The sequence below is a fragment of the Campylobacter concisus genome, from assembly GCF_902460845.1.
GTDB classification, from domain to species: domain Bacteria; phylum Campylobacterota; class Campylobacteria; order Campylobacterales; family Campylobacteraceae; genus Campylobacter_A; species Campylobacter_A concisus_X.
The window spans coordinates 42,571-68,848 of record NZ_CABPVS010000006.1 but is presented as its reverse complement, the minus strand read 5'-3'; the positions used below and the strand labels follow the sequence as shown (position 1 = coordinate 68,848).

The window sequence follows — 26,278 nt, the reverse complement described above, 5'->3', positions numbered from 1 at the left end:
ATAAAAAATTATATTAATACGTAAAAACGTATAAAAATATTAGAACGTAGAGGTAATATAAAAGACTTTTAAGTTTGTTTAATTATTTTTTGTAATTTTGTTTTCGGAAATATTTATACAATTAATATTAAAGAAGCTTAGTTATATAGACTAAAGATACATAAATAAATTATTTTAACTTAAATACTTGACATTGATAAACTAAAGTTGTATAATCCGTTTAGCAATTAAAAAGAAAGAGTGCTAAAAGTGAGTAAAACAAATAAACGCGATTTGATACTCAATTCTATCATTGAAGCCTATTTGCAGGACAATGCGCCTATTGGTTCAAATGAGCTCGGCTCTCGTATGAGCGCGGCTATTCCGGCTTCTACGATACGCGTTTATTTCAAAAAGCTTTCAGATGAGGGCGAGATCACAAAGCTTCACATTAGTGGCGGTCGGATCCCAACAATTGCAGCGATGAGAAGATATTGGAGTGAAATTTTTGCTATAAGTGATATAAATTTAGAGATAAATGATGCCGAAGGATTGAAAAAGTTATGTGATGAATTTGAGCTTTATTGCATGATTTTTGGCACAATCGATAATGAATTGCTAGAAATTTTAAACTTAAATGATAGATATATGATCTTAAATTTTGGTGAAGATGAGATCGTTATTAAATTTGATGCTAGGATGTATAAATTTTTAAGTAATCTTTCTGGAGTTAGTTTAAACAAGCTTGAGCTTATCTGCTCTCAAGTTGGCTTAAGCGAACTAAAAAGCAAAATAAGAGAGCTTAAAAGGACTAAAATTTACTTCCAAGAAAATGAAATTTTAGCCTTTGATATGTTTAAGGATAGACGTTTTAAGATGGTTTTTGACCCAAGTTTTAGCTTACAAATGGATGAAAAACTTACATTTTCTCCTATGTTTGATGAAAATTTTATGGGGCTCAAATTTAGTGCAAACTATCTTGGCAACGAAGCACAGATGATCTGTGCTGGCAGTATTTATACTGACTATGTGAAATTTATAAATCTAATAAAGGAGGCTGCGTGAGCGAAGAGGTAAAAGAGCAAAATCTACCTGAGGTTGAGCCTGTGCAAGAACTAGCTAATGATAGCGTAAATTTGGACGCACTTGGTGATATTTCAAAGGTTGAAAAACTTGAAAAAGAGCTCGGGGAGATAACTGATAAATATTATAGAGCAAATGCTGAGTTTGAAAATATCAAAAAGCGTTATGAAAAAGAGAAAACGGACGTTGCAAACTATGCAAATGAGAAATTTGCTAGGGACTTGCTACCAGTCATCGATGCTCTTGAGATCGCTGCAAATTTTGATCCAGAGGATGATGAATTTGCTAAAAAGATCAAAGAGGGCATTTTGATAACTATAAATCAGTTTAAAAAATGCTTTGAAAAGCATGGCGTAAGCGAGATACCAACTGATACTGAGTTTGATCCAAGCGTGCATAATGCCGTTTTAAGGGTCGATAGCGAAGAGAAGCAGAGTGGTCAAATCGTACAAGCTTTGCAAAAAGGCTATATGATAAATGGTAGGGTTTTACGCCCAGCCATGGTCAGTGTAGCAAACTAAATTTATAAAAATAAAATCTAATAAAAAGGAAAAATATGTCAAAAGTTATAGGTATAGACTTAGGTACAACAAACTCTTGTGTGAGCGTTTTTGAGCGCGGAGAGAGCAAGGTTATCCCAAACAAAGAGGGTAAAAATACAACTCCATCAGTTGTTGCTTTTACAGACAAAGGTGAAATTCTAGTAGGTGACGTTGCAAAACGTCAAGCAGTTACAAACCCTGAAAAAACGATATATTCTATCAAACGTATCATGGGTTTGATGAGCAATGAAAAAAATGCTGAAGAGGCAAAAAGCCGCTTGCCATATCACGTTGTAGATAGAAACGGCGCTTGCGCAGTTGAGATCGCTGGTAAGGTTTATACTCCACAAGAAATTTCAGCAAAAATTCTTATCAAACTAAAAGAAGACGCTGAAGCATACCTTGGTGAAAAGGTAACAGATGCGGTTATTACTGTGCCAGCTTACTTTAATGATAGCCAAAGAAAAGCTACAAAAGAGGCTGGAACGATCGCAGGGCTAAACGTACTTCGTATCATCAACGAGCCAACAGCTGCAGCACTTGCTTATGGTCTTGATAAAAAAGAGGCTGAGAAAATTTTAGTTTACGACCTAGGTGGTGGTACATTTGACGTTACAGTACTTGAAACTGGTGATAATATCGTTGAAGTTTTGGCAACTGGCGGTAACGCATTCTTAGGTGGCGATGACTTTGATAACAAGATCATTGACTGGCTAGTAAGCGAGTTTAAAAACGAAAATGGCATCGATCTAAAAGGCGATATCATGGCACTTCAACGCTTAAAAGAAGCTGCTGAAAATGCCAAAAAAGAGCTAAGCTCAGCTCAAGAGACCGAGATAAATTTACCATTTATCACAGCTGATGCGACTGGTCCAAAACACCTTGTCAAAAAGCTAACTCGTGCTAAATTTGAGGGCATGATCGACTCACTTGTGGGTGAGACTATCACTAAGATAAACGAGGTAACAAAAGACGCTGGTTTAAATAAAAGCGACATCAAAGAGGTCGTAATGGTCGGTGGTTCAACTCGTGTGCCACTTGTTCAAGAAGAGGTTAAAAAAGCATTTGGTAAAGAGCTAAATAAGAGCGTTAATCCAGATGAGGTCGTAGCTATCGGTGCTGCTATCCAAGGTGCGGTCATAAAAGGCGATGTAAAAGATGTGCTACTTCTTGACGTAACTCCACTTAGTCTTGGTATCGAGACACTTGGCGGCGTAATGACAAAGATCATCGAAAAAGGCACAACTATACCAACTAAGAAAAGTCAAGTCTTCTCAACTGCTGAAGATAATCAAAGTGCCGTTACCATCATGGTTCTACAAGGAGAGCGTGAGTTTGCAAGAGATAATAAATCACTTGGAAATTTCAACCTTGAAGGCATCCCAGCAGCTCCAAGAGGTGTACCTCAAATCGAAGTTGAATTTGACATCGACGCAAACGGAATTTTAACCGTTTCAGCAAAAGATAAAGCGACTGGCAAAGCCCAAAACATCACTATCTCTGGATCAAGCGGCTTAAGCGAAGAAGAGATAAACAACATGGTAAAAGATGCTGAGCTTCATAAAGAAGAGGACAAAAAGCGCAAAGACGCAGTTGAAGCTAGAAACCAAGCAGATGCACTAGTTCATCAAACCGAAAAGAGCATGAGCGAGCTTGGCGAGAAAGTTCCAGCTGAGGATAGAAGTAACATCGAAGCTGCGCTAAACGATTTAAAAGAGGTTCTAAAAGATGAAAATTCTTCAAAAGAGCAAATCGATGCAAAAGTAGAAGCTCTAAGCAAGGCCAGCCACAAACTAGCAGAAGCTATGTATAAAAAAGATGAAAACGCTGGAGCAAACGGCGGAAATAATAAAAAAGACGACGACGTTATAGACGCTGAAGTCGAGTAAAACTCCTAGAGCAGGGCGCTTGCCTTGCTCTTTTATAAAATTATCTTCATAAATCCTTAAGATTGATTCAAAATAAGTATTTTAAATAGTTAAAATTTATATAATGCCAAACAAAAAAAGGCAAAAAATGTATTTATTTTTTTTGATTACTCATTTAATTTGTGCCATTGTATTTATAGGATACGTTTTTTTCGATGTTTGCATATATCCGTTTGCTAAAAAAACGGTTGATGCTAAAACCCTTGAAATAGTTAAAAAGGCCTACACAAAAGGCAGCGCAAAGGTTTTTGGCACAGCATTTTTATTGCTTTTAATAAGTGGCGCTTATATGGCAAAAGACTATTTTGGAGGTGAGCTTGGCTGGTGGCAAAGCAACTTTCAAAAGCTACTGCTTGTAAAAATTTTTGTTTTACTCATAATGTGCCTTGTAACTTTTATCTCTGTTTTTAATGTCGTTATTTTAAAAAAGCCTGATCCATTTGGTAAATTTTCACATTTAATAGCTCTAGTGCTTTGCCTGATAATGGTCATTTTAGCAAAAGTAATGTGGTGGGCTTAAAAATTTAGCTAGCAAATCTAAGTAAATCGCCAGCTAGAAGTTAAAAATTCTTTAATCAATACTCTTTAACTTGTCTTTATTTAGCCCTTCTTCTATGCGTTTTATCTCTTCACTTCCATCTCTCACGACGTTTTTGTCAAATTCTAAGTAGTCATTTATCTTTTTTGGATATTCAACGTGACTTAGGATAAATTTAAAGACATTTAGCCTAGCTTCTTTTTTATTATCGCTTGAGACGATGACCCATGGTGAAATGCTATTGTGAGAGGCAAGAAGCATAGAATATTTAGCGATAGAGTATTGATCCCAAAGTTCTTGTGCTTTTTGATCAACGGGTGAAATTTTAAACTGCTTTAACGGATCATTTTGTCTCTCTTTGAAGCGTTTTTTCTGCTCATCTTTTGTGATTGAAAGATAAATTTTAAAGAAAATTATGCCGGAGTTTATGATCATCTCTTCAAATTTTGGCACTTCACGTAAAAATTCCTTATGCTCTTCTTGTGTGCAAAAGCCCATCACTGGCTCAACGCCAGCTCTATTGTACCAGCTTCTATCAAAGATCACGATCTCTCCAGCACTTGGCAGATGAGTCACATATCTTTGAAAGTACCACTGTGTTTTTTCGACATCACTTGGCTTAGCAAGCGCTACTATACGGCAACCCCTTGGATTTAGATGCTCAGTTAGGCGTTTTATAGTTCCTCCTTTGCCGGCTGCGTCGCGCCCTTCCATTAGCATGAGCACTCTAAGACCTTTTTCTTTTACGTAATTTTGAAATTTTAAAAGTTCAATTTGAAGTAGTCTAAGCTCTTCCTCGTAGCCAAGTTTCTCACTTTTTTGGTGTTTTTTGTCTTTTGACATCTTTGCTCCTTTAAAATTTCACATATTTTCACAATTTTACAATAAAATAGAATAAATTTAGGAATTTAGACTAAAATCATCTTTTTTAATTTAACAAGGATTAGTATGTTTTTAAAATTTCTTTTTTCGCTTATTTTATTTGCAAGCTCGCTTTTTGCTGAGGTTTTAGATGTTAGCAAAGCCTTTGTCTTAACTCCAAGCATTGATAGTCAAAATGTTGAAGTGAAGTTTAACTTTGGTGAAAATATCTATCTTTATAAAGAGAGTTTTGAGATTAAACTAGCTGGCAAAAAGATAAATGAGCTATTAAATTTACCAAGTAGTGAAAATACGGGAGAATATGAAATTTATCCAAAAGATTTTTCGATTTTTATCCCATTAAATTTGGTAAAAGAAAATCTTTCAAATGGCAAAGCAATACTTGACATTAACTATCAAGGCTGTGCTAAAAACGGCATTTGCTACCGTCCGCAAAGTAAAATTTATGAGATAACTGACCAAGCTGGAAAATTTAGCATCGCCACTTTTAAAAAAGAGCAAAAAAACGATACCGACAGCTTTGCTGAAGAATTTTCTAGCGAGCAAGATATCGCAAATGGGCTTGGAGATAAAAATTTCTTTATTTCACTTCTTACTTTTTTTGGTTATGGTCTCTTGCTTTCACTAACACCTTGCGTCTTCCCGATGATACCGATACTTTCAAGCATAATCGTCTCAAAAGGTGCTAATTTAAATGCAAAAAAAGGCTTTTTATTATCATTTGTTTATGTTGTCGCGATGAGCCTAGCTTACGCACTAGCTGGAGTGGCAGCTAGCCTACTTGGCTTTGGTATCGCAGGAGCTTTGCAAAATATCTATGTACTTGGCACTTTTGCGGCCATTTTTGTCATTTTAAGCTTTAGTATGTTTGGATTTTATGATATAAAATTGCCAGCAAAATTTGAAAATTTAATAAGTAAAAAATCTCAAAATAGTTCAGGCTATGTTGGAATTTTTATTATGGGTTTTGCCTCAGCTCTCATCGTATCACCTTGCGTAGCAGCACCACTAGCGGGCGCGCTTCTTTATATCGCTCAAAGTGGAAATGTCTTTTATGGTGGCATTATGCTTTTTGTCATGGGGCTTGGCATGGGCGTGCCACTACTTATTATCGGGCTAAGCTCTGGAAAACTCTTGCCAAAACCTGGTAGCTGGATGGATGAAGTGAAAAAATTCTTTGGTTTTTTGATGCTCATCATGGCGATTTGGATCCTTGCGCGTGTGCTTGGAGAATTTTTTGAGCTATTAGGATATGGCATTATAGGCGTCTTTATGGCAGTTTATTTTGGCGCATTTGAAGTAGCAGAGCAAAGCTGGGCTAAGTTCAAAAAAGCGTTTTTTATCCTAGTTTTTATATATTCAGTTATGCTAATAGTTGGTTCATTTTTGGGCTCAAAGGAGGCTTTTTCTCCGCTTTCTGGACTAAATTTGGCAAAAAGTGATAGTGCGTTAAAATTTAATTCCGTTAAAAATTTAGATGAACTAAATGAGATAATAAAAAACTCAAAAAAGCCCGTTCTAGTAGATTTTTATGCTGATTGGTGTGTAAGCTGCAAAGAGATAGAAAAGATCACTTTTAAAGATAGTGATGTTATGGATGCTTTGGCAAATTTTGCACTTATTCGTATCGATGTAACAAATGGTGGATCACAAAATGATGAGATGCTAAGAAATTTTGGGCTTATTGATCCGCCTGCACTCTTGCTATTTAATGGTGGCGATGAGCTAAAATTTCTTAGAACTATCGGCTTTATAGATGCTAAAAATTTTCTAGCAAAGCTTGAGAAAATTAAATAACCTTGTCCTTGCTGTTACAAAGATCATTTAAGATACACTCATAGCAAAGTGGTTTTTTGGCTTTACAGGTGTAACGTCCAAAGAGTACCATGGCTTGATGAAGCTTACCAAGATCTGTTTTAAAGGCATGGCTAAGATCAGCTTCAGTGGCTTCTGGCGTCTTTGCATGACTAAGATCAAGTCTGTGCGCCACTCTAAAAACGTGCGTATCAACAGCCATAACATTTGCATTTGTAGCTTCTAAAAGCACGACATGGGCGGTCTTTTGTCCAACTCCAGCAAGGGCTTTTAGTTTCTCTTCATCAAGCGGAATTTCTCCATTATAAAGCTCAACCACGCTGTTTGCCATTTTGATTAAATTCACCGCTTTGTTATTAAAAAAGCTGCATGAGTTTATCATTAGTTTTAGGCTTGCTAAATTCGCACTTGCTAGCTCATAGACATCTTTATATGCTTCAAATAAAGCTGGAGTTATTAAATTTACTCTCTTATCGGTGCACTGGGCTGAGAGCATGACACAGACAAGTAGCTCATATAAATTTCTAAATTTAAGCTCGCTTTTGGCGTCTTTAAACTCTTCTAGAAGTCTTGTTTTTATCTCTAAAATATCTTTTTTTGTTCTCATTTTCGTATTTTACCTTATTTTCTTAAGTTAAATGAAAAGTTATCGCATTATTTGATATAATCTTGCCCATAAAATCAATTTTTTAAAGGATTTATATGAAAAAATTTTTGTTTCCAGCAGTTTTAAGTTTAGCAGCAGCTGTTACTCTAAATGCAGCAGTAGTTGCAACAGTTGATGGTGATGCTATAAGCGATAGCGATATTTCAAGCCTTTTATCAGCAGCTATGCCAGGTTTTGACGCTAGCAAGCTTCAACCAAATGAAAAAAAACGTATAATCGACGATCTAATAAATAGAAAACTTCTTTTAAAAGATGCTAAGTCAAGCGGTATCGAAAAAGATGTAGAGTACATCAAAGCTGTAAAAGCAGCGCAAGAAGGCATCGCAGTTGAGCTTTATATGAGAAAGCTTTTTGACGGCATAAAAGTAAGTGATAACGAACTAAAAGATTTTTACAATAAAAACAAAGCAAGTATGAACGAGCCAGCTCAAGCAAAAGCAAGGCATATCCTAGTTGAAGATGAAAAAACAGCAAACGACATCATCGCTCAACTTAAAAATTTAAAAGGTGAGGCGCTAACAAAGAAATTCGCAGAGCTTGCAAGCCAAAAATCAATCGACAAAGGCTCAGCAGCACATGGTGGCGCACTTGGCTGGTTTGGTCAAAGCCAAATGGTAAAACCTTTTGCAGACGCAGCATTTTCAATGGCTAATGGCACAGTTTCAACTAAACCAGTTAAAACTCAGTTTGGCTACCATGTTATCTTAAAAGAAGATGGCAAAGCTGCTGGCACTGTAAGCTTTGAGCAAGCAAAAGCAGAGATCGAGCAAGCTGTTAAAATGGAGAAATTTCAAGCTGCTGTTAGACAAAAAAGTGAAGCTCTACGCCAAAAAGCAAAGATAGAATACAAATAAAATTTGGAGGATAAAATGGGCGTTTTAGATATCGTAAAACCTGGTGTTTTAAGCGGAGATGATGTAACAAAACTTTATGCTTATGCCAAAGAGCAAGGTTTTGCAATACCTGCTGTAAATGTCGTAGGCAGCGACTCAGTAAATGCTGTTTTAGAAGCGGCAAAGGTTGCTAACTCGCCTGTTATCGTTCAGTTTAGTAATGGCGGTGCAGGTTTTTACGCTGGTAAAGCCTGCGAAAACGCAGCCGTTCTTGGTGCGATCGCTGGAGCAAAGCATGTTCATTTGCTAGCCAAAGCTTATGGCGTGCCAGTCATTTTACATACAGACCATGCTGCTAGAAAGCTTTTACCTTGGATAGATGAGCTAGTAAAAGCAAGTCATGAGTATAAAAAAACTCACGGCGTGCCACTTTTTAGCTCTCACATGCTTGATCTTAGCGAAGAGAATATCAATGAAAATTTAAGCACGTGCGAGAAGTATCTAAAAGAGCTTAGCGAGCTTGGCATCAGCTTAGAGATCGAGCTTGGCGTCACTGGAGGCGAAGAAGATGGCGTAGATAACACAAGTGTTGATAACGCACTTCTTTACACTCAGCCAGAAGATGTCGCGCTTGCTTATGAAAGACTAAGTAAGATAAGCGATAAATTTAGCATCGCAGCTAGTTTTGGCAACGTTCACGGCGTTTATAAACCGGGCAATGTCGTGCTAAGACCAGAAATTCTTAAAAACTCACAAGCCTATGTCGCTAAGAAATTTAATACAAAAAGCGACAAGCCAGTAAATTTTGTATTTCATGGCGGTAGTGGCAGTGAGCTAAAAGATATCAAAAATGCTGTGAGCTACGGTGTTATCAAGATGAACATTGATACTGATACTCAGTGGGCTTTCTGGGACGGCGTACGCGAGTATGAGGCTAAAAATAGAGCATACTTGCAAGGTCAGATCGGCAACCCAGAAGGCGACGATAAACCAAATAAAAAATACTACGATCCAAGGAAATGGCTAAGAAGTGGCGAGGAGAGCATGGTTAAGCGCCTTCAGACTGCTTTTAGCGACTTAAACTGCCTAAATAGGAACTAATCCTATGCAAAATCAAAATGATTTTAGTGAGCTAAGCGTACCAAAAGAGCGCCAAGCTCACTCTTTCTTTGTTTTTTTTAAAGTTATCTTTATCCCTTTAGCTATCTACATCTTGGCGATACTAGCGTATCTTGGCGTTATAAATTTTCAGATGAAGCTTCACACCATCGTGATGATGGGCGTTATACTCTTTGTCGCTTTTATCTTTTCACGTCACAGCGCTTTAGTCGCTTACTCAAATTTCTTAGCAAATGCTAAAGAGTACAAAATAAGGCTAAAAGAATTTATCATTGCTCACCTCTTTGAAATTTCAAGCGTCAAAAAGGCAAACGCTAAATTTGAAGATTTTTTCGAGAGCTACACAAGAAATTTTAGAAATGACAACCTAGCAAATATCGGCCAAGCAGTCTTTCCTATGCTTGGAATTTTAGGCACATTTATTAGTATCGCTATCTCCATGCCAAGCTTTAGCTCAAGCACCGCAAACGGACTTGAAAAAGAGATCGCCATACTGCTAAACGGCGTGGCCACAGCGTTTTATGTATCGATATATGGCATATTTTTAGCGCTTTGGTGGATGTTTTTTGAAAAGATCGGCATTAGTAAATTTGAGAGATTTTACAGCGAGCAAAAAGAGTTAAGCCGTGAGTTTTTCTGGCAGGAAAATGAGCTAAATGCAAATTTCATGAAAGCCTCTGTTGGCTACTTTAAAGATAGTCACGATACCTTTAAAATGGTGCTTGATGATAAATTTGTAAAAGAGCTAAGCGAGCAGACAAATGAGAAATTTAACAGTCTAAAAGAGCTTTGTGAGGTTGAGAAAAATATCATCAATCAAAGCAAGGCAGAGCTCAGCGCAAGTTTAAAAATGCTAAATGAAGCTAGCCTAAAACAAGATGAATTTGTAAAAATCCACTCCGATATATTAAAGGCAGTTGGCGCGTTTTCTAATGCCTTTAAAGATATGGAGGTTAAAATTTTAACCGAGCATGCAAAACTTGGCGAAATTTTTAGTAGAAATTTAAACGCTACAAAAGAGAGCCAGCTAAAATTTGAGCAGACTATAAAGAGCTTTGATGCCATTTTAAAAGAATTTTCTCTATCTTTGATGAAAGAGCAAAACGAGGCATTAAAGGCATTTAGAACCTCGCTTGTTGAGAGTGCGACGATATTTAAGGCAGCTTACGAGCAGGAGGGCAGGAGCTTGGAGCGTGAAAAAGAGCGCGAGAGCCTCATTGCTGAGCTTAAAAAGAACATAGACGAGATCGATAAAGAAGCAAATTCTGTAATAGAAAAGATCGAAAATCTAGTGCAATGAAAATAAACAAAAATAACGAAGATCAATCAAGCTTTTGGGTTTCGTACGCAGACTTGATGGCGGGTCTGCTCTTTGTTTTTATGCTACTAATCGGCGCTGTCGTCGTAAAATACGTTCTAACTCAAAACACCCTTGAAAATAAAGAGCAAGCCATCATCGCAGCTTTAGCAAATTTAAAAGATGCTCAGGGTAAAAATTTTACCCTTGAAGAGCTAAATGAAGCCCTAAAAAGCGAGCTTTCAAAGATAAGCGACGAAAATATAAATTTAAAAAAATCAAATGAAATTTTTGTCATCCAAATAGACGCTCTAAAAGAAAAGCTAGCTCAGCTAATAAATGCAAACAAGGACGCAAATGCGAGCATAAAAGAACTAAATGCTAGTATTTTTGATCTAAATCAAAAGATGATCGTGCTAAATGATGAAATTTCATCAAAAGATAGAGCGCTTACCGATGCAAATGCAAGTAGCGAGAAAAATTTAGCCAAGATCGCATTTTTGCTAGAGCAAGTGAGCCAAAGAGAGGCTAGATATGATGAGCTTTTAAGGGACTTAAACGTCACTCGTGACAGGGTCAAAAACCTAACTGGCATAAGGGTAAAAGTGATCTCAGCTCTAAAAGATAGGCTAGGATCGAGCATCGAGATCGATCCAAACTCAGGCGCGCTAAAGCTTAGCTCCTCAGTACTTTTTGATAAGGGCAGTGCGGTCTTAAAAGAAGAGGTCAAAGAGGAGTTAAAGGCCACTCTTAGTAAATATTTCGACGTGCTTTTAAATGATAAAGATATCGCATCAAATATTGATCAAATTATAATTGAGGGCTTTACAGATAGCGACGGAAGCTATATTTATAACTTGGAGCTTTCACAAAAAAGAGCATACGCGGTTATGGAGTTTATAAATTCATTTAGTGACGATGTGCGCCTTAGAAAGCTGCTCGTGGCAAGTGGACGAAGCTACAACGAGTTAGTTTTTAAAGATGGAGCCGAAGATAAGGACGCTTCAAGGCGCATCGAGATCAAATTTTCACTCTCAAACAAAGAGGCTATCAATGAGATAGAGAAATTTTTGGAGTTTAAGGGTGATTGATAAAATTCGCTTAAGAGGGCGAGAATTTTGGCTTTTAAGAGATGATCTGCTAGGCGAGTTTAACGGCAACAAAGCAAGAAAACTAGAGTATTTTCTAAAGGCTAATCTTGGTGGCACTCAGGCCATCGTATCTCACGGTTCAAGCCAGTCAAATGCGATGTATAGCCTAAGTCTTTTTGCTAAGCTAAAGGGGCTTAAATTTTACTACGTCGTCTCTCATCTAAGCTCAAATTTAGAGCAAGATCCAGTTGGAAATTTCAAATTTGCACTTGAAAATGGCATGGAAATTTTTATAAAAGATGAGCGTGAGAAATTTGCTAAAGAGCTAGCAAAGAGCAAAAATGCACTTTTTATAAACGAGGGCGTGGCGCAGAGTGAGGCTGAGCTTGGCTTTATCACGCAGGCAAATGAGATAAATGAGTGGAGCAAAAAAAGTGGTATAAAGCCTGATATATTTTTGCCTTCTGGTACAGGTACTAGTGCTTGCTACCTGGCAAAGTACACTGATCTTAGCGTTTATACTTCTCCTTGTGTAGGGGATAGTGACTATCTAAAAAAGCAAATTTATGAGCTAGACAAAAATAGCAAGGTGCAAATTTTAAATCCCCCAAAGAAGTATCATTTTGGAAATTTATACCCAGAGCTTTATGAAATTTGGCTAGAGGTTTGCAAAAGTGGCGTGGAATTTGACCTAGTATACGACCCTGTTGGCTTTATCACGCTTTTTGCAAATTTAGATAGGCTTGGGAGTGAAATTTTATATATCCATCAGGGCGGAATTTTAGGTAACATTACACAAAAGCAAAGATATGAGAGAAAGCTAAAAATAAAGGATAATAGATGAAGTTTTTACACAGCAGCGATACTGATTTTGAGAGTAAATTTTTACAGCTTGTTAAACGAAGTGATAATGATATGAGCGCTGTAATGCCAGTGGTTGCGGGCATAATAGATGAGATAAGAAAAGATGGCGATAGTGCACTTTTTGCGCAGATAGCTAAATTTGATAAATTTAGCGTTACAAGTAAAAACGACATAATAATCGACGTTAAAGAGATGGAGGCTGCCTATAATTCGCTAGATAATGCTTTAAGAGTAGCTTTAAATTTAGCTCACGATAGGATAAAAAGCTATCATGAGCGTACAAGGCCAAGTGACTGGACATATAAAGATGAACACGACATCTTACTAGGTGCAAAATACACAGCGGTTGACCGTGCAGGCCTTTATATCCCAGGTGGCAAAGCGGCTTATCCTAGCTCGCTTCTTATGAATGCGATCCCAGCGATCGTAGCTGGAGTAAAAGAGATCGTAGTGTGCACTCCAGCGCCAAATGGCAAGGTAAATACCTTACTTCTTGCGGCAATGCACCTTTGTGGCATAAAGACAGCCTTTAAAGTAGGCGGCGCAAGTGCGATCGCAGCGATGGCATATGGAACCGAAACGGTGCCAAAAGTTGATGTCATCACAGGACCTGGCAATATCTACGTAGCGACTGCTAAAAAGCTAGTTTATGGTGATGTAAATATCGATATGATCGCTGGCCCAAGCGAGATAGGCGTCATCGCTGATGATAGTGCCGATCCTCGCCACATAGCTATTGATATGCTCTCTCAAGCTGAGCATGACGAGATCGCAAGTGCCTTTTTGATAACGCCAGTAGAAGCTTTCGCAAGGGCAGTACAAAGACACATCGAAGATGAGCTAAAGACACTAAAACGTGAGCCAATCGCAAGTGCAAGCATAAGAAATAAAGCTGCAATAATAGTGGCAAAAGATATAAAAGAGTGTTTTGCTCTCATGAATGAGCTTGCTGTTGAGCACCTAGAGATCGCTACAAATGATGCTTTAAGTTATATTGATGATGTGACTCATGCGGGCGCTATATTTTTTGGACACTTTACACCTGAAGCAATGGGAGATTACATCGCTGGACCAAATCACACATTGCCAACTGGCGGAAGTGCGAGATTTTACTCACCACTTGGAGTTGAAAATTTTATGAAGCGAAGTTCAATCATTTCGGTGAGTAGAAAAGGTATCATGCATCTTGGCAAATCATGTATGCAGCTAGCTGAAGCTGAAGGACTAACTGCTCATAAAAAATCAGTCGCAGTGAGGCTAGAAGAGTAAAGAAAAATAGATTTTATAAAGATTTTGCAACTTTTTATAGAATTTATAGTAGAATCCATAGCGAATTATTAAAAAGGAGTTGTTATGAAGTTAGGAACTTATACTGCAAACCAGGCTTCAGGAAACTATTATTTAGATCAAGCAAAAAATAGCGAAAAGAAAGCGCTAAATGCTATCTCTGCAAACAGCGAGATCAAAGCTTCAGGTGCAAATTTACAAATCGCAGAGAGTTTGCTTTCACAAACAAATGTCTTGAACGAAGGTTTGGCAAATGCAAACGATATGATCGGTATGCTTCAAATCGCTGATTCAACGCTTTTAAATTTAAGTAAAAGTACGGATAGAATAGGCGAGCTTTCAAGTAAGCTTACAAATCCTACTCTCTCAGCAAATGAACAAAAAGGCATAAAGGGCGAAATCAACGCACTAAGAAATGCTATGAATGATAGCGTAAAAGAGGCTAAATTTAACGGCAAAAACGTATTTGATGCTGAGCTTGGATTTTTTACAGGTGAGAGCACAAAAAATATAAATTTGGGCACAAATGCTCTTTTAAATGTAAAAGATGACGGCTCAAATACAGGTGAAATTTTAAAAAATATAAATTCACTTCGTTCAGAGATCGGATCAACACAAAATGCTGTATTTAGAGGCATAAATGCTCTAGCCGCAAGAAGTGTGGCAAATGCTAATAGCGTAGAAAATCTTGATAGTAGCGACATCGCAAAGAGCTTGGAAGAAAATTTACAAGCAAATTTAAAACTTCATGCTGCGAGCTTAGCTAAAGCCCATGACACTACGAGTTTGGCCGCAAAACTAGATAAACTTCTAGCTGAATAAATTTTTACCGGTCTTGCGCCGGTAAATTCTTTTTATCTAACTTTATTCTTTAAAAAATATTAAGTTTTTTGTATTTTTATTTTGTGCCGATCTAATGGCTAAATGAGGGCTGAATCCAGCCTTTCAATAATAAAATCAATGTAGATTGTTAGTGAAATTTGTTGCTAAAAAAAAATTTTAAATTTTATAAAGCTAAAGAGAAAGTCTTAAGGAAAATATCCAAAAGAAAAGGGCTTTTAGCCCTCAATGTAGTTTTTAAGTTTTCTACCAACTTTTGGGTGTTTTAGTTTTTTGATAGCTGAGCTTTCTATCTGGCGGACACGCTCACGAGTGACGTTTAGTGCCTTACCGATCTCTTCAAGTGTGCGGTCGCTCTCATCTTCAAGCAAGCCAAATCTCATCGAAATAACCGCTTTTTCACGCTCATTTAGCTGTGAAAGCACATCATCTATCTGCTCTCTGAGGTCACTTTTTAAAATTTGCTCAATTGGAGAAAGTGAGCTTTTATCCTCGACAAAATCTCCAAATTTTCCGTCCTCTTCGTTTGCGATCGGAGCTTCAAGACTGATAGGCTCTTTTGTTATTTTGATGACTTGCTTTACCTTATCAACACTTAGCCCAACCTCTTTTGCGATAACGCTTACATCAGGCTCTTTACCTTCTTCTTGGAGGTATTTGCGGTTTATTTTGTTGATACGATTTATCGTCTCTATCATGTGGATAGGTATCCTAATCGTCCTTGCCTGATCGGCGATCGCACGCGAGATAGCCTGGCGGATCCACCATGTGGCGTAGGTTGAAAATTTATAACCTTTTCTGTATTCAAATTTATCAACCGCTTTCATAAGGCCGATGTTGCCCTCTTGGATGAGATCTAAAAATGGCAAGCCCCTGTTTGTATAGCGTTTAGCGATACTTACAACTAGACGGAGGTTTGACTTAGCCATTCTAGCTTTTGCCTCGTCAGAAATTTTCTTTCCGCGTTTGATCTGCTCTAAAATTTCTTTTAGCCTTGTTGGTTCAAGATCAAAGCCTTGCTTGCTTGCCTCTTTTGTCGTAAATAGCTTTTTGATCTCGACATAAGTTGAGACCATTGTAGCTTCTGGCACACGAGCTGCGATCTCTTCTTTACTAAGCTTGATAATATCTTTTAGTATGCTTTTGTGATTTTTCTTAAGCTCGTCGCTAAACATCGGTAAGCGATACTCCAAGCGTTTTAGCTCTCTGTCAAATTCGTCATCACTTTTTAGCGCTGTCTCCATTGATTTTACGATCTCGCTAATTAACTTGCTTGTTGGGCCAAGATCCATTAGCTTCTCTTTTAAAATTTTCTTTTTAAATGCAAGAGTCATCTTTGAAGCTGTGTCATCGCTCTCAACTTTATCTTGTTTGTTTGCAGTCTTTAGCCACTCTTTTTTTGCCTTTTCGAGGGCCTTGAAACTCTCTATAACTTTTTCAGCGCGTTTATCGTTTTTGGCTGATTTTTTAGGAGTTTCGTTCTCTTCGTTTTCTTCATCTTCCTCGTCTATATCGTCTTCGCTATCTTCATTTTCTTCGTTTTCACTCTCGTCCTCAAAGCTCTTAAAAAGCTCTTTTACACGGCGTTCTCTGTTGATAAGTGGCTCTTTATAGTCAAGTATGAAATCGATCAAAAATGGCACAGAACAAAATGCATCGATAATGATATCTTCGCCAAGCTCGATTCTTTTGCTGATCTCTACCTCTTCATCTTTTGTAAGAAGCGCGATCTGCCCCATCTCTCTTAGATACATCCTTACAGGACTATCAGATCTTGACCACTCTAAAAGGTCACTTTCGCCTGAAAGATCGAGATCTTCGTCGATATCTTGATCACTTTTTTGAGCGTTTTCTTGGCGCTTTTTAGCATCGGCTAAATTTCTAAGCTTTGCAGCCTCAGCAGATGTGATGAGCTGGACTTTATTTGTTTTTGCTAGTTGTTCTATCTTTTTTACTATCGTAGCAGTCGGAGCTTTGTCTAATAATTTTACTAATTTTTCGTATGTCAAAAAGCCTTTTGCATTTTCAGCGAAAAGCTCTTCTATCTGAGAAAAAGAGTCTTTTGCGGCGCTCATAAATTTCCTTTCGAATCGTCTAATTGTGATTTAAGTGTTGTTTAAAAGAAAGTGGATTATACCCAAATTTTGTAAATGTGTATAAAAACAAAGTTGGAACGATGATTGCTTAGTAGCTATAAAAATCAAATTTTGACTAGGAAATTGCATGCAAAATGGTTATTATCAAGCCACTGCTGGCATGGTAACGCAGTTTAATAGATTAAACGTTATCTCAAATAATCTTGCAAATGTAAATACGATTGGCTATAAGAGAAATGACGTAGTTATCGGAGATTTTGCGAGAATTTTTAAAGAGACACAAGATGAGCTTCCGCTTAAAAATCACACAAAAGATGGAGCTAAATTTTTAAATAGAACTCTTAACCGCGTGCCACAAGTTAGCGAAGAGTATACTGACTTTAGTGCTGGTGGCTTTAAATACAGCTCAAACACGCTTGACTTTGCGATAAAAAGAGATGACGCATTTTTCTTAGTCGATACCCCAAATGGCGTAAAACTTAGCAAAAATGGCTCTTTTAGCCTTGATGGTGATGGTTATATCGTCACAAAAGAGGGCTATAAGGTTTTACCAAGTGGCTACGAGGCACAAAATCCTGGCCAAAGAGGTATCCAAGTGCCACAAGGCGAGGTGCTAACTGCCGATAAAAATGGAAATTTATACTCAAATAATAATCAATTTTCTAAATTTTTTATTGCTCAACCAAGGGAAATAAGAGATCTTAAAAAGGTTGGAGATAATCTCTTTGAGAGTAGAAATTTTGACGACATCACAGAGCTTGACGAGGCTGATAGCGTGATGCAAGGATATGCTCAGATGTCAAACGTAAATCCAGTTTTAGAAATGGTGGGTCTAATAGAAACCCAGCGCTTAGTTGATATGTATCAAAAGGTTATGACAAGCCACATGACCGACCTTAACCAAGATGCTGTTCAAAAACTAGCCCTAAAAGCTTAATAAAAGGATAAAACTATGATGAGATCACTTTACACTGCGGCCACTGGTATGATAGCTCAGCAGACGCAGATAGACGTAACCTCACACAACATCGCAAACGTAAATACTTATGGATACAAGAAAAATAGGGCTGAATTTGCTGATCTTATGTATCAAGTCATGGAGTATGCAGGTACGGCAACAAGCCAGACTACCACAAGCCCAACAGGCATCGAAGTGGGTCTTGGTGTGCGCCCAACGGCGATAAATAAAATTTTCTCTCAGGGCTATTTCAAAGAGACCAGCAACAACCTAGATATGGTAATAGCGGGCAATGGATTTTTTCAGATTCAACTCCCTGATGGCACGACAGCCTATACTAGAAATGGCGCATTTAAGCTTGATGCAAACGGCACTATTGTAAATAGCGATGGCTATCAGCTTATCCCTCAGATCACCGTGCCTGCAAATGCAACACAAATTTCTATCGGCACAGATGGCACCGTGTCAGTGCTTCAAGCAGGTGAGAGAGAGATGGCTCAGATAGGTCAGATCGAGCTAGCAAATTTCATAAACCCGGCTGGCCTTCACTCAATGGGCGACAACAACTACCTAGAAACAAGCGCTAGCGGTAATGTTGTGGTAGGCGTGGCAGGACTTGACGGACTTGGTACGATCAGACAAGGATTTGTCGAGATGAGTAACGTTCAGCTAGTTGAAGAGATGACCGATCTTATCACTGGTCAGCGCGCATACGAGGCAAACTCAAAGGCGATAACTACGAGTGATTCGATGCTTGAAATAGTAAATGGGCTTAAAAGGTAGGTAGTATGAACGCGACTCTAGCTATCGTTGGGCTTATACTGCTTTCTTTTACGCTTGAGGTATTTTACTTTTTAAACAAAACGCCAAAAGGCAAGGACTCGATAAAACAGACGCATTAATTTGGGCGAAATTAAAATTTGGCACATCTCATCTAAAATTTCTATTTTTAAGAGCAAGAATAAAAGCATCTTTTGCTTAATTAAAAATTTTTAAGTGTACTGCATGCTTCTTCCAAATCAAGCTCGCAGGCTTTTTTGTAGTAGTTTTTTGCTCTATTTTTATCTTGCAGTATACCAGTATCTCCTGTTTCATAGATGAGTGCAATGGTATAGCAAGCAAATGCATTTTTTAGTTCGCAAGCCTTATTATAAAGCCTAAGCCCTTCTTCTTTCTCTTGTGCTAGAGTGTCTTTTTGTAGATATGTATTTCCTAAAAATAGACAGCTATGTGGATTGCCTAGCTCACAGGCCTTGTTTGCTATAGCTGACATTTTATCGCGCTCATTTTTGTCAAGGTAGATATATATAAGATCGGTGCAGCTTTCTATGTTGTTTAAAGCGCATTCATTTTCAAGCTTGGTGGTATCTAAAATTTTACCCCAAGAAAATAGAATACAAAATAAAATTAGAATTATTTTTTTCATATCTTAACTCCGAAAATTTCTATCATTTTATAAAATTTAACTCTATTTTTACTCTTATTTTTAAATTTTTGCTAACATTTTGGCTTTTTATGAAGGTAAAAATTTGACATTTAGCTACGTTTCTAAACTATCTATTCCTCTTTTTATGGGCTATTTCCCGCTCGGTGTCGCCTTTGGCGTGCTGGCAAAGAGCATGGGTGTGAGCGCATTTATTGCTGTGGCGCTTAGTACATTAGCATACGGCGGAGCAGCGCAGTTTATGATGCTTTCGCTCTTTAGCGTTGGCACGAGCTATATTGAGGTCTTTATCGTGAGCTACCTTGTAAATTCGCGCCACACTTTTTATGGAATTTCACTTTTAAAAGAGTATAGTGGGATCAAATTTAGGCTTTTAAATATCTCGTTGCTAACAGATGAGACCTTTGCTGTATTTAAAAATTTAGGGCTAAAGGATGCAAGTGAGCGAAGTTTTGTCTTTACTTGGCTAAATTTACTTGCATGGTCTTACTGGGCGGCTGGAACGCTATTTGGAGCGATACTTGGCGATCTTATAAAGGCCGATACAAAGGGGCTTGAGTTTAGTTTGACCTCGCTTTTTATTGTTATTGTGATAGAGATGTTTAAAAATGATAAAAACTATCGCGTGCTCTTCGCGGCGGTCTTTTTTGGCGTTCTTGGAGTGAGCCTATTTCCAGCTAAATTTGTGCTTGTTGGCTCGATGACGCTTTGTTTTATATTTTTACTTTTGTTTAAGGATAAAATTTGATAAGTGTAAGCTCAAGCGAGATGGTGCTTTTTGTGGCGGTGCTTTTAAGCGCCCTAGCTACTTTTATCACGAGGGCGACTCCGTTTTATGCATTAAGAAACTATAAGCCAAACCCTTATTTAGACGCCATCGAGAAGCATATGGGTATGATGATAATGGTCGTTTTGGTCTGCTACGGCTTAAAAGATACGAAATTTAGCGAGTTTCCATACGGCTTAAGCGAGATAGTGGCGGTTTTTACGGCTGTTTTAGTACATTTAAAGTTTAAAAATGCCCTTCTTAGTATAGTTATTTCAACCGGAATTTATATGTTTTTGATAAGAATTTTTTAAATAAATATAAAATTTATAAGTTAATAATTTTTTTAAATAAATGGCATTATAATGACTTTGCAAATTTTAATGCAAAGGAGCTAAAATGCGTTTAATCTTTAAGGCGGTGTTACTCATGATTTTAGGTGCTACTTTAGCGGTTGCAAAGCCAACCATCTACATACTAGCTACTGGTGGAACGATAGCGGGAAGTGGATCAGGATCGCTTGATGCGAGCTATACTTCTGGAACTGTTACGGTCGATAAACTGATCGCAGCCGTGCCAGATATCAACAAGATCGCTACCATAAAAGGTGAGCAAATTTCAAATATCGGCTCACAGGATATGAACAACGAAGTTTGGCTAAAGCTTGCAAATAGAATCAACGAGCTTCTAAATAGCGGCAAAGCTGATGGTATCGTCGTTACTCACGGCACAGATACTATGGAAGAGACGGCGTACTTTCTAAATTTAGTCGTTAAAAGCGACAAGCCAGTCGTGCTTGTAGGTGCAATGAGAAATAGTGGCTCACTAAGTGCAGATGGCCCACTAAATTTATTTAACGCTGTAAATGTAGCTATTAGCAAAGATAGTGTAGGCAAGGGCGTTGTGGTTACTATGAATGACGAAATTCACGCTGCTAGAGAGGTAACCAAAACCAACACAACAGGCGTTGATACATTTAAATCACCAAACAGCGGCAAAATCGGCACAGTCTTTTATGGCAACGTAAAATACTATATGAATCCGATCAGAAAACACACGGCAAAATCAGCATTTGACCTAGAGGGCGTAAAAGAACTTCCTAGAGTTGATATCATCTACTCTCACGCAAATGACAATCCTGACTTTGTAAAAATAGCTGTTAAAAACGGCGCAAAAGGCATCATCAGCGCTGGTCTTGGCAACGGCAACCCTTACTTTAGCGTACTTGACGCACTTGGCGAGGCTTCAAAAGCTGGCGTAGTGGTAGTTCGCGACTCACGTGTAGGAAGTGGCGAGACGACCATGAACGGCGAAGTAGACGACGCAAAATACGGCTTTTTAACAAGCGATAATCTAAACGCGCAAAAAGCTAGAGTGCTTTTGATGCTTGCACTTACAAAAACAAGCGACAAAGCCAAAATTCAAGAGTATTTCTTAACTCACTAAAAAAGAGGCGGCTTAGTCCGCCTTTTAAATTTAAGCTATAAATTTGATCGCTGGATCTGATCTATAGCTTAAATTTTTATATTTGTTAGCTAAATTTCAAGGCTTTTTATGGACTTCTTACTCTTTTTCGCCACGCTTGCTCCTATCTCGCTAATGCCAGGCATCAACATGACCTATGCGATGAGTATCGGTATGGGCTTTGGCTATAAGCACTCGCTTATTATGATGACCGGGCAGCTTCTTTCGCTTGCTTTCGTGGCATTTTGCTGTATGCTTGGCGTGGGCGTGATGCTTCATCATTTTGAGTACGCATTTAAGGCATTAAACATCATCGCAGGGCTTTATATGCTCTATCTTGGCGCGATGCTTCTTTTTGGTAAGGGCGAGCTTAGCGTAACAAACGTCTCAAATTTGCCAAGCAAAAAGCAGATGTTTATAAATGGCCTCATCGTTTGCGTCACAAATCCAAAGGCATGGATATTTTTCTCGGCTTTGCTACCTACATTTTTGGACAAAGACGATCCCTTTAGCCTAACTCGTATGTGCACGATCACGGCAACGCTCGTTTTTATCGAGTTTTGCTCGCTAAATATCTACGCACTTGGCGGAGCTATGCTAAAGAAATTTTTACAAACGCACCTAAGGCTACTTGAAATTTGCACCGCCATTATCGTTTGTACGATCGGCGTACTTTTACTTTTTAGATAAATTTAGCCTCTTTTTATATAGCTTGGCTAAAATTTGCCCGGTTTGCACTACATTTTTGGCAAAAGGAGAAAAATATGAAAAAATTTCTATTTATACTTACAAATCAACCATACAACGGTACCGACAATGCTTACAACGCATTAAGGCTAGCTAAAACGCTAAAAGAAAAAGGCGAAGAGGTTAGAATTTTTCTAATGAACGACGCGGTCGATCTTGCGCGAAATAGCACCAAAAAGCCGGAAAACTATGACGTAGATCTAGTAGCGATGTTGAAAGAGCTATACGCTAGCGGCGCTATGTTAAAGGTTTGCGGTAGCTGCCAAACGAGGTGCGGTTTGCATGCGGGAGAGCCTTATTTTGAGGCTGAGGTGAAAGGCAGCATGGATATCTTGTCCGAGTGGGTTAGGCAGTGCGATCAAGCGATGACGTTTTAGAGTAGGCGAAAGAGAATTTATGAGCGTAACATTTAAGGTAAAAAACAAAAAGAAGCTTTTTGGCGGATATGAAAAGGAGTTAAGCGAGTGTGAAATTTCAGAGTTTATAGAGGGATTTTGCTTTTTTAATAGCCAAAACGACGAGCCGAGCGAGCTTTCGCTAAACGAAAACGTGATGATCGCAGGCGTGCGGCAAAAGAGCGCTCGCGGGTTTGAACTAAACTATGAAGACGGCAAATATATCGTCCGAGTCTGTACTCCAAGCGGCGTTGGCGACTGGCAGACGGCACTTTTGCTTTTATCTAAAATTTCAGCCAAAACCGGCTCGAAAATAGAGTGTGACAACGAGGAAATTTACGATAGCGAGCAAATTTTAAAATTTGATTATGAAGTCGACATAATGTGGGGACTTGAAGCTCTAAAGGAGGCAAAAGAGAAAAATCAAATGCTTTATATCTCTGGCCTGGAGCGCGACGTGGCGTTTGATGCGGTTATGATAGATGAAATTTTTGCAAGCGCTAGCCCTGCGGCTAAATTTGATGAGATGATGAGGCGGGTGCAGTATCTTGACGCTTATAGCGCAAGAGAGAATTTATACGAAGATAAAGACGGCAGCGAAATTTTTGGCGCATATACGCTTAGCGAAAATTTACCGACTATCTTGCCTTACGCCCCTTCTCCGTCGTGGCAGGCGCAAGAAGTTCTAGGAGAGCGCAAGGTCTCGCGCTGGATACTTACGCTAGTTGTGGGCGTAGACGATAGGGACGCGCACGTGCTCGGCGAATGCGAATACAATGCCTTTATGGCAAATTTACCAAAAGAAAAATATCGCTTCATAGACGCCGCAAATATACTGGTTGAGCCGCTTAGCGAAGAAGAGATGAGAGAAATTTTAAAAAAGGCAAACGAAGCTTAAGTTAATAAACTGCCGAAATGAAAATTCGCCTCAGACTTGCTTAGAAATTTAAGTCGGTTTCAAGCGCGGATTTAAACTCGTAAAAGCTAGGATTTTACCGGTATTGTCGCTTTTGGGGCTAAATTAGGCGAAATTTTAGCCTAAACTAATCTAGGCTTTGCGTGATTTAAAAAAGGACAAAAATGAAAATTTTAAAGGCTATTTTCGCCGCGGTATCGGCGGTTTGCTATCTAAACTCGGCCGTTTTACCGCAAAACGACTGGAGAAAAAGAGAGCTAAAAGGCGAGGTCAAAAGCATGACGGCTACGGAGTACGAATACTCAATGGACGGCTCCGGGACGCTAGAAAATACGCGCGTAAAGTGGACGGAGTTTAACGAAAACGGCTATATAGTGCAAGAAACCGAGCATATAAACGGCGTACCGAACGGCTCGGTTTTGTTTGAGTACGGCAAAGACGGGCTAGTGCGCAAAAAGTATCAAGATAGCGCCGTTTATCTCTACGAATACGAATTTGACGGCGAAAATTTAGTCGCGACGGCCAAAGAACAGCACGTGGAGGATAAATTTTATCCCCGCACGGAGAAAATTACCTACGGCAAGGACGGCAAAATAATCGCTCGGGCGGCGTATTCGGGCGGGACGCTAGTGACGGACGATAGCTACGTCTACGACGAAAAGGGCGTTTTAACGCGGATAGAAAATAATATGGAGCTGCGCCACGGCATAGAGATAAGCTTCGAACGCAAGCCAAACGGCGAATACGAAAAAATCACGCAAGCCCCAAACTCAAAATGGGTCTATTACTACGCCGCAAGCGGCGACGAGATGGAGTATACGTCGGTAAATTATTTCGGCTCCGAGGCAAAAATCTGGCAAATCTTGCAGTTTAAAGACATAACGAGGGACGAGCAGGGAAATTTGACGCATAAAACCTCGGTCAAATTTAAGCCCGCGGACAAATACTACGAAAACGGCGACATAACGGAAATAGGCCTATATAAAAAGCTAGATATCAGCTACGAATACTACTAAAGTAAATTTTTGAGCTAAGGTTATTTTTCTGAAAAAATTTCGCCGTTTATTATAGATTTAACCGTTAAAAATCCGACTATCAAAATCGAAGCGACTAGAGCTGCAAAAGCGCCGACTCCTAAAACTAAGTAAAAATCGCTTTGCGTAATTTCGTAAGCTTTTAAAAATGCTATGGAGCTAGCGGCCGTCGGGAAGGTAAAAGCCCACCATGATAGGGCGAATTTGAGTTTAATAAATCTTTTATACGAAAAAAGTATAAGCGTTGCGAAAAATACGTTTATATTAAGCAGTATTGCCGCAAAAGCGTCGAATTGCTCGGTTAATTTTACGTATCCCAAAAACGCCATAGCCGGCGGCGCTAGCGTAATGACTAGCGTCGGGACGAATTTATCGGCTAACTTATCGCAAAAAACTAACCTATAAAATATAACGGCGAATAAAATAATCCAGAAAAATAGCCCCAAACTAAAATAATACCAGATCGCTTGAGATTTTTCGGCTATGATCGGGATTAGCAAGTTGCCCACTACGGGGATAAACCATGCCGGATTTAGCGTCGCGATATCGAATTTTTCGTCGATCCAAAAAGAAATTACGTAAAGCGTAAAAATCGTTTGTAAGCCTAAAGCCGCGTAAAAAAGCGAGTAGTATAGTCGCGGCGCGTCTTTGTAGGCTAGAGCTAAAAGAAAAAGCGAAATAATAAACCCGCCGAAAAAATTTATCCTTATAGGGTGCGAAAATTCGGCCTTTACTTCTTCTTTAAATTTTAAAAGCTTAAAGAGGTAAAACGCCGAAAGCAGGCAAAATACCGTGCAGTTTAGCGCTCTAAGCGCCGAGAATATCTCGCTCGGTAAATCAAATATTTCGCTTAGTTTCTTATAAGCCGCGCAAAGCCCTCCAAGCCCCATAGTACCGGCAAAAAGCATAATCGGAAGCGATTTTATTTTGCTTTGCGGGTCGTTTTTCTTAACGTCGTGCATTGTTTTTCTTTTCGTATTAAATTTTTATGCAATATTACCTATAATAAGGTTAAATTTTTGTAACGAAGTCACGAAAGGGCAAAATGCTAAGCGAAGAGTTAAAAGAAATTTTGCGCGAGAGATTTACGAATAATTTCGATCTAGCAAGCGAGGATCTAAATGCGATCTTTGATAACGCATATCTAAAAACCGTAAAAAAGGGCGATATATTTTACTCCGGAAACGATTGCTTCGGATTCATCCTTATACTAAAAGGCGTTTTAAGGGCGTTCGTATCGTCTAACGCAAAGGAAATAACGATATTTAGGCTAACTAAAGACGAGAGTTGCGTGCTGTGCGATACGTGTTCTATAAATTCGCTAGAAAATAAGGTAAGCGTCGAAATCGAGCAAGATAGCGAGATCATCGTTATTCCGGCGCGAATTTACAAACCTCTTAAAGAAAAATATCCGAGTATTTTAAATTTTACTCTAAAAATCGTAGCCGATCGGTTTGCCAGAACGATAAACGTTATGGAGCAGGCTTTGTTTTTGCCGCTTTCGGCGCGGATTATGAATTTTTTATCTCAAAGCATCGAAAATCTAAACGAAAATTTTATAAAAATAACTCACGAAGAGCTGGCGAATCATCTAGGAAGCGCTAGAGAAGCGGTATCTAGGGTGCTTAAAGAGCTTGAGAGAAGCGGGCAAATAACGCAAAGCCGCGGCGAAATAAGGCTAGTTTCTTGAAAT

The 26,278-nt window shown here is 38.6% G+C and carries 27 protein-coding genes; 22 read left to right on the top strand and 5 right to left on the bottom strand.

The window, feature by feature from the left end:
• Window positions 1–249 precede the first annotated feature (249 nt).
• The 4 genes from F3H00_RS08710 (at window position 250) to F3H00_RS08695 (ending at window position 4,052) form a co-directional block, all read left to right on the top strand.
• Window positions 250–1,044: an HrcA family transcriptional regulator gene (locus F3H00_RS08710; protein ID WP_149703814.1), complete on the top strand. Its 795-nt coding sequence runs from the start codon at window positions 250–252 to the stop codon at window positions 1,042–1,044.
• Window positions 1,041–1,583: a nucleotide exchange factor GrpE gene (gene grpE / locus F3H00_RS08705; protein WP_084042087.1), complete on the top strand. Its 543-nt coding sequence runs from the start codon at window positions 1,041–1,043 to the stop codon at window positions 1,581–1,583. Before F3H00_RS08710 ends, grpE begins: the two co-directional genes overlap by 4 nt.
• 35 nt (window positions 1,584–1,618) lie before the next feature.
• A complete protein-coding gene (gene dnaK / locus F3H00_RS08700; RefSeq protein ID WP_087578979.1) occupies window positions 1,619–3,493 on the top strand; it encodes a molecular chaperone DnaK in 1,875 nt (624 codons plus the stop codon).
• Window positions 3,494–3,620: 127 nt separating this feature from the next.
• Window positions 3,621–4,052 (top strand): trehalose-6-phosphate synthase, encoded by a 432-nt coding sequence (locus tag F3H00_RS08695; protein WP_084042085.1) that lies wholly within the window; start codon window positions 3,621–3,623, stop codon window positions 4,050–4,052.
• A 51-nt stretch (window positions 4,053–4,103) separates the two neighbouring features.
• On the opposite strand, the gene ppk2 is transcribed toward F3H00_RS08695, so the two are convergent.
• A complete protein-coding gene (gene ppk2 / locus F3H00_RS08690; RefSeq protein ID WP_021091543.1) occupies window positions 4,104–4,913 on the bottom strand; it encodes a polyphosphate kinase 2 in 810 nt (269 codons plus the stop codon).
• Between the two features lie 105 nt (window positions 4,914–5,018).
• Between ppk2 and dsbD the strand changes: the two genes are divergently transcribed.
• Window positions 5,019–6,749, top strand: a complete 1,731-nt coding sequence (gene dsbD, locus F3H00_RS08685) for a protein-disulfide reductase DsbD (protein ID WP_148800287.1) — start codon at window positions 5,019–5,021, stop codon at window positions 6,747–6,749.
• Here dsbD and nth read toward each other — a convergent pair.
• Window positions 6,742–7,374 (bottom strand): endonuclease III, encoded by a 633-nt coding sequence (nth, locus tag F3H00_RS08680; protein ID WP_148800286.1) that lies wholly within the window; start codon window positions 7,372–7,374, stop codon window positions 6,742–6,744. The two genes, dsbD and nth, sit on opposite strands and share 8 nt — an antisense overlap.
• A 95-nt stretch (window positions 7,375–7,469) precedes the next feature.
• Between nth and F3H00_RS08675 the strand changes: the two genes are divergently transcribed.
• From F3H00_RS08675 to F3H00_RS08645, 7 genes are all read left to right on the top strand, one after another.
• Window positions 7,470–8,288 carry a peptidylprolyl isomerase gene (locus F3H00_RS08675; RefSeq protein WP_085658279.1) on the top strand — a complete coding sequence of 273 codons (819 nt, stop codon included), beginning with the start codon at window positions 7,470–7,472 and terminating at the stop codon, window positions 8,286–8,288.
• Window positions 8,289–8,303: 15 nt separating this feature from the next.
• Entirely contained in the window at window positions 8,304–9,368 is a 1,065-nt protein-coding gene (fbaA, locus tag F3H00_RS08670) for a class II fructose-bisphosphate aldolase (protein ID WP_009294115.1), read from the top strand.
• 4 nt (window positions 9,369–9,372) lie between these two features.
• Window positions 9,373–10,686, top strand: coding sequence for a MotA/TolQ/ExbB proton channel family protein (locus F3H00_RS08665; protein ID WP_148800284.1), 1,314 nt, complete (start codon window positions 9,373–9,375; stop codon window positions 10,684–10,686).
• Window positions 10,683–11,774 (top strand): OmpA family protein, encoded by a 1,092-nt coding sequence (locus F3H00_RS08660; RefSeq protein ID WP_148800282.1) that lies wholly within the window; start codon window positions 10,683–10,685, stop codon window positions 11,772–11,774. The genes F3H00_RS08665 and F3H00_RS08660 overlap by 4 nt, the downstream gene beginning before the upstream one ends.
• The gene (locus F3H00_RS08655) at window positions 11,767–12,618 is read left to right on the top strand and encodes a pyridoxal-phosphate dependent enzyme (protein WP_148800280.1); all 852 of its coding nucleotides are present in this window, start codon (window positions 11,767–11,769) and stop codon (window positions 12,616–12,618) included. The genes F3H00_RS08660 and F3H00_RS08655 overlap by 8 nt, the downstream gene beginning before the upstream one ends.
• Window positions 12,615–13,907, top strand: coding sequence for a histidinol dehydrogenase (hisD, locus tag F3H00_RS08650; protein WP_148800278.1), 1,293 nt, complete (start codon window positions 12,615–12,617; stop codon window positions 13,905–13,907). Before F3H00_RS08655 ends, hisD begins: the two co-directional genes overlap by 4 nt.
• Window positions 13,908–13,991: 84 nt before the next feature.
• Entirely contained in the window at window positions 13,992–14,747 is a 756-nt protein-coding gene (locus F3H00_RS08645) for a flagellin (RefSeq protein WP_180379444.1), read from the top strand.
• 236 nt (window positions 14,748–14,983) lie between these two features.
• On the opposite strand, the gene rpoD is transcribed toward F3H00_RS08645, so the two are convergent.
• Window positions 14,984–16,840: an RNA polymerase sigma factor RpoD gene (rpoD, locus tag F3H00_RS08640; protein WP_085658291.1), complete on the bottom strand. Its 1,857-nt coding sequence runs from the start codon at window positions 16,838–16,840 to the stop codon at window positions 14,984–14,986.
• Window positions 16,841–16,988: 148 nt separating this feature from the next.
• Between rpoD and F3H00_RS08635 the strand changes: the two genes are divergently transcribed.
• Complete coding sequence (locus tag F3H00_RS08635; protein WP_148800274.1) at window positions 16,989–17,798, top strand: flagellar hook-basal body protein; 810 nt, start codon at window positions 16,989–16,991, stop codon at window positions 17,796–17,798.
• 15 nt (window positions 17,799–17,813) lie between these two features.
• On the top strand, window positions 17,814–18,602 hold the full coding sequence (flgG, locus tag F3H00_RS08630; RefSeq protein WP_021091447.1) for a flagellar basal-body rod protein FlgG: 789 nt from the start codon (window positions 17,814–17,816) through the stop codon (window positions 18,600–18,602).
• 199 nt (window positions 18,603–18,801) lie between these two features.
• On the opposite strand, the gene F3H00_RS08620 is transcribed toward flgG, so the two are convergent.
• On the bottom strand, window positions 18,802–19,245 hold the full coding sequence (locus F3H00_RS08620) for a tetratricopeptide repeat protein (protein ID WP_148800272.1): 444 nt from the start codon (window positions 19,243–19,245) through the stop codon (window positions 18,802–18,804).
• Between the two features lie 103 nt (window positions 19,246–19,348).
• On the opposite strand from F3H00_RS08620, the gene F3H00_RS08615 reads away from it, so the two are divergent.
• The 7 genes from F3H00_RS08615 (at window position 19,349) to F3H00_RS08585 (ending at window position 24,567) form a co-directional block, all read left to right on the top strand.
• Complete coding sequence (locus F3H00_RS08615) at window positions 19,349–20,011, top strand: AzlC family ABC transporter permease (RefSeq protein ID WP_148800270.1); 663 nt, start codon at window positions 19,349–19,351, stop codon at window positions 20,009–20,011.
• Window positions 20,008–20,343, top strand: coding sequence for a branched-chain amino acid transporter permease (locus F3H00_RS08610; RefSeq protein ID WP_148800268.1), 336 nt, complete (start codon window positions 20,008–20,010; stop codon window positions 20,341–20,343). Before F3H00_RS08615 ends, F3H00_RS08610 begins: the two co-directional genes overlap by 4 nt.
• Before the next feature lie 85 nt (window positions 20,344–20,428).
• Window positions 20,429–21,475, top strand: a complete 1,047-nt coding sequence (locus F3H00_RS08605) for a type II asparaginase (RefSeq protein WP_148800266.1) — start codon at window positions 20,429–20,431, stop codon at window positions 21,473–21,475.
• A gap of 108 nt (window positions 21,476–21,583) precedes the next feature.
• Complete coding sequence (locus F3H00_RS08600; protein WP_148800264.1) at window positions 21,584–22,183, top strand: LysE family translocator; 600 nt, start codon at window positions 21,584–21,586, stop codon at window positions 22,181–22,183.
• A gap of 74 nt (window positions 22,184–22,257) precedes the next feature.
• Window positions 22,258–22,617: a DsrE/DsrF/TusD sulfur relay family protein gene (locus F3H00_RS08595; RefSeq protein ID WP_072594648.1), complete on the top strand. Its 360-nt coding sequence runs from the start codon at window positions 22,258–22,260 to the stop codon at window positions 22,615–22,617.
• 19 nt (window positions 22,618–22,636) lie between these two features.
• A complete protein-coding gene (locus tag F3H00_RS08590) occupies window positions 22,637–23,533 on the top strand; it encodes a DUF4299 family protein (protein WP_148800249.1) in 897 nt (298 codons plus the stop codon).
• Between the two features lie 182 nt (window positions 23,534–23,715).
• Window positions 23,716–24,567, top strand: a complete 852-nt coding sequence (locus tag F3H00_RS08585; protein WP_148800247.1) for a hypothetical protein — start codon at window positions 23,716–23,718, stop codon at window positions 24,565–24,567.
• Window positions 24,568–24,587: 20 nt separating this feature from the next.
• On the opposite strand, the gene F3H00_RS08580 is transcribed toward F3H00_RS08585, so the two are convergent.
• Entirely contained in the window at window positions 24,588–25,547 is a 960-nt protein-coding gene (locus F3H00_RS08580) for an SLAC1 anion channel family protein (protein ID WP_148800245.1), read from the bottom strand.
• A gap of 83 nt (window positions 25,548–25,630) precedes the next feature.
• On the opposite strand from F3H00_RS08580, the gene F3H00_RS08575 reads away from it, so the two are divergent.
• A complete protein-coding gene (locus F3H00_RS08575) occupies window positions 25,631–26,275 on the top strand; it encodes a Crp/Fnr family transcriptional regulator (protein ID WP_148800243.1) in 645 nt (214 codons plus the stop codon).
• Window positions 26,276–26,278: the final 3 nt, after the last annotated feature.

Excerpts from the sequence above, each read along its gene's own strand:
- F3H00_RS08645 (WP_180379444.1), top strand. The coding sequence starts at position 13,992 with ATGAAGTTAGGAACTTATACTGCAAACCAGGCTTCAGGAAACTATTAT.
- F3H00_RS08620 (WP_148800272.1), bottom strand. The coding sequence starts at position 19,245 with ATGAAAAAAATAATTCTAATTTTATTTTGTATTCTATTTTCTTGGGGT.
- hisD (WP_148800278.1), top strand. The coding sequence starts at position 12,615 with ATGAAGTTTTTACACAGCAGCGATACTGATTTTGAGAGTAAATTTTTA.
- F3H00_RS08580 (WP_148800245.1), bottom strand. The coding sequence starts at position 25,547 with ATGCACGACGTTAAGAAAAACGACCCGCAAAGCAAAATAAAATCGCTT.
- F3H00_RS08660 (WP_148800282.1), top strand. The coding sequence starts at position 10,683 with ATGAAAATAAACAAAAATAACGAAGATCAATCAAGCTTTTGGGTTTCG.
- F3H00_RS08590 (WP_148800249.1), top strand. The coding sequence starts at position 22,637 with ATGAGCGTAACATTTAAGGTAAAAAACAAAAAGAAGCTTTTTGGCGGA.
- nth (WP_148800286.1), bottom strand. The coding sequence starts at position 7,374 with ATGAGAACAAAAAAAGATATTTTAGAGATAAAAACAAGACTTCTAGAA.
- dsbD (WP_148800287.1), top strand. The coding sequence starts at position 5,019 with ATGTTTTTAAAATTTCTTTTTTCGCTTATTTTATTTGCAAGCTCGCTT.
- rpoD (WP_085658291.1), bottom strand. The coding sequence starts at position 16,840 with ATGAGCGCCGCAAAAGACTCTTTTTCTCAGATAGAAGAGCTTTTCGCT.
- F3H00_RS08675 (WP_085658279.1), top strand. The coding sequence starts at position 7,470 with ATGAAAAAATTTTTGTTTCCAGCAGTTTTAAGTTTAGCAGCAGCTGTT.
- F3H00_RS08585 (WP_148800247.1), top strand. The coding sequence starts at position 23,716 with ATGAAAATTTTAAAGGCTATTTTCGCCGCGGTATCGGCGGTTTGCTAT.
- F3H00_RS08575 (WP_148800243.1), top strand. The coding sequence starts at position 25,631 with ATGCTAAGCGAAGAGTTAAAAGAAATTTTGCGCGAGAGATTTACGAAT.
- F3H00_RS08695 (WP_084042085.1), top strand. The coding sequence starts at position 3,621 with ATGTATTTATTTTTTTTGATTACTCATTTAATTTGTGCCATTGTATTT.
- F3H00_RS08665 (WP_148800284.1), top strand. The coding sequence starts at position 9,373 with ATGCAAAATCAAAATGATTTTAGTGAGCTAAGCGTACCAAAAGAGCGC.
- F3H00_RS08595 (WP_072594648.1), top strand. The coding sequence starts at position 22,258 with ATGAAAAAATTTCTATTTATACTTACAAATCAACCATACAACGGTACC.
- dnaK (WP_087578979.1), top strand. The coding sequence starts at position 1,619 with ATGTCAAAAGTTATAGGTATAGACTTAGGTACAACAAACTCTTGTGTG.
- ppk2 (WP_021091543.1), bottom strand. The coding sequence starts at position 4,913 with ATGTCAAAAGACAAAAAACACCAAAAAAGTGAGAAACTTGGCTACGAG.
- fbaA (WP_009294115.1), top strand. The coding sequence starts at position 8,304 with ATGGGCGTTTTAGATATCGTAAAACCTGGTGTTTTAAGCGGAGATGAT.
- flgG (WP_021091447.1), top strand. The coding sequence starts at position 17,814 with ATGATGAGATCACTTTACACTGCGGCCACTGGTATGATAGCTCAGCAG.
- F3H00_RS08600 (WP_148800264.1), top strand. The coding sequence starts at position 21,584 with ATGGACTTCTTACTCTTTTTCGCCACGCTTGCTCCTATCTCGCTAATG.
- F3H00_RS08605 (WP_148800266.1), top strand. The coding sequence starts at position 20,429 with ATGCGTTTAATCTTTAAGGCGGTGTTACTCATGATTTTAGGTGCTACT.
- F3H00_RS08635 (WP_148800274.1), top strand. The coding sequence starts at position 16,989 with ATGCAAAATGGTTATTATCAAGCCACTGCTGGCATGGTAACGCAGTTT.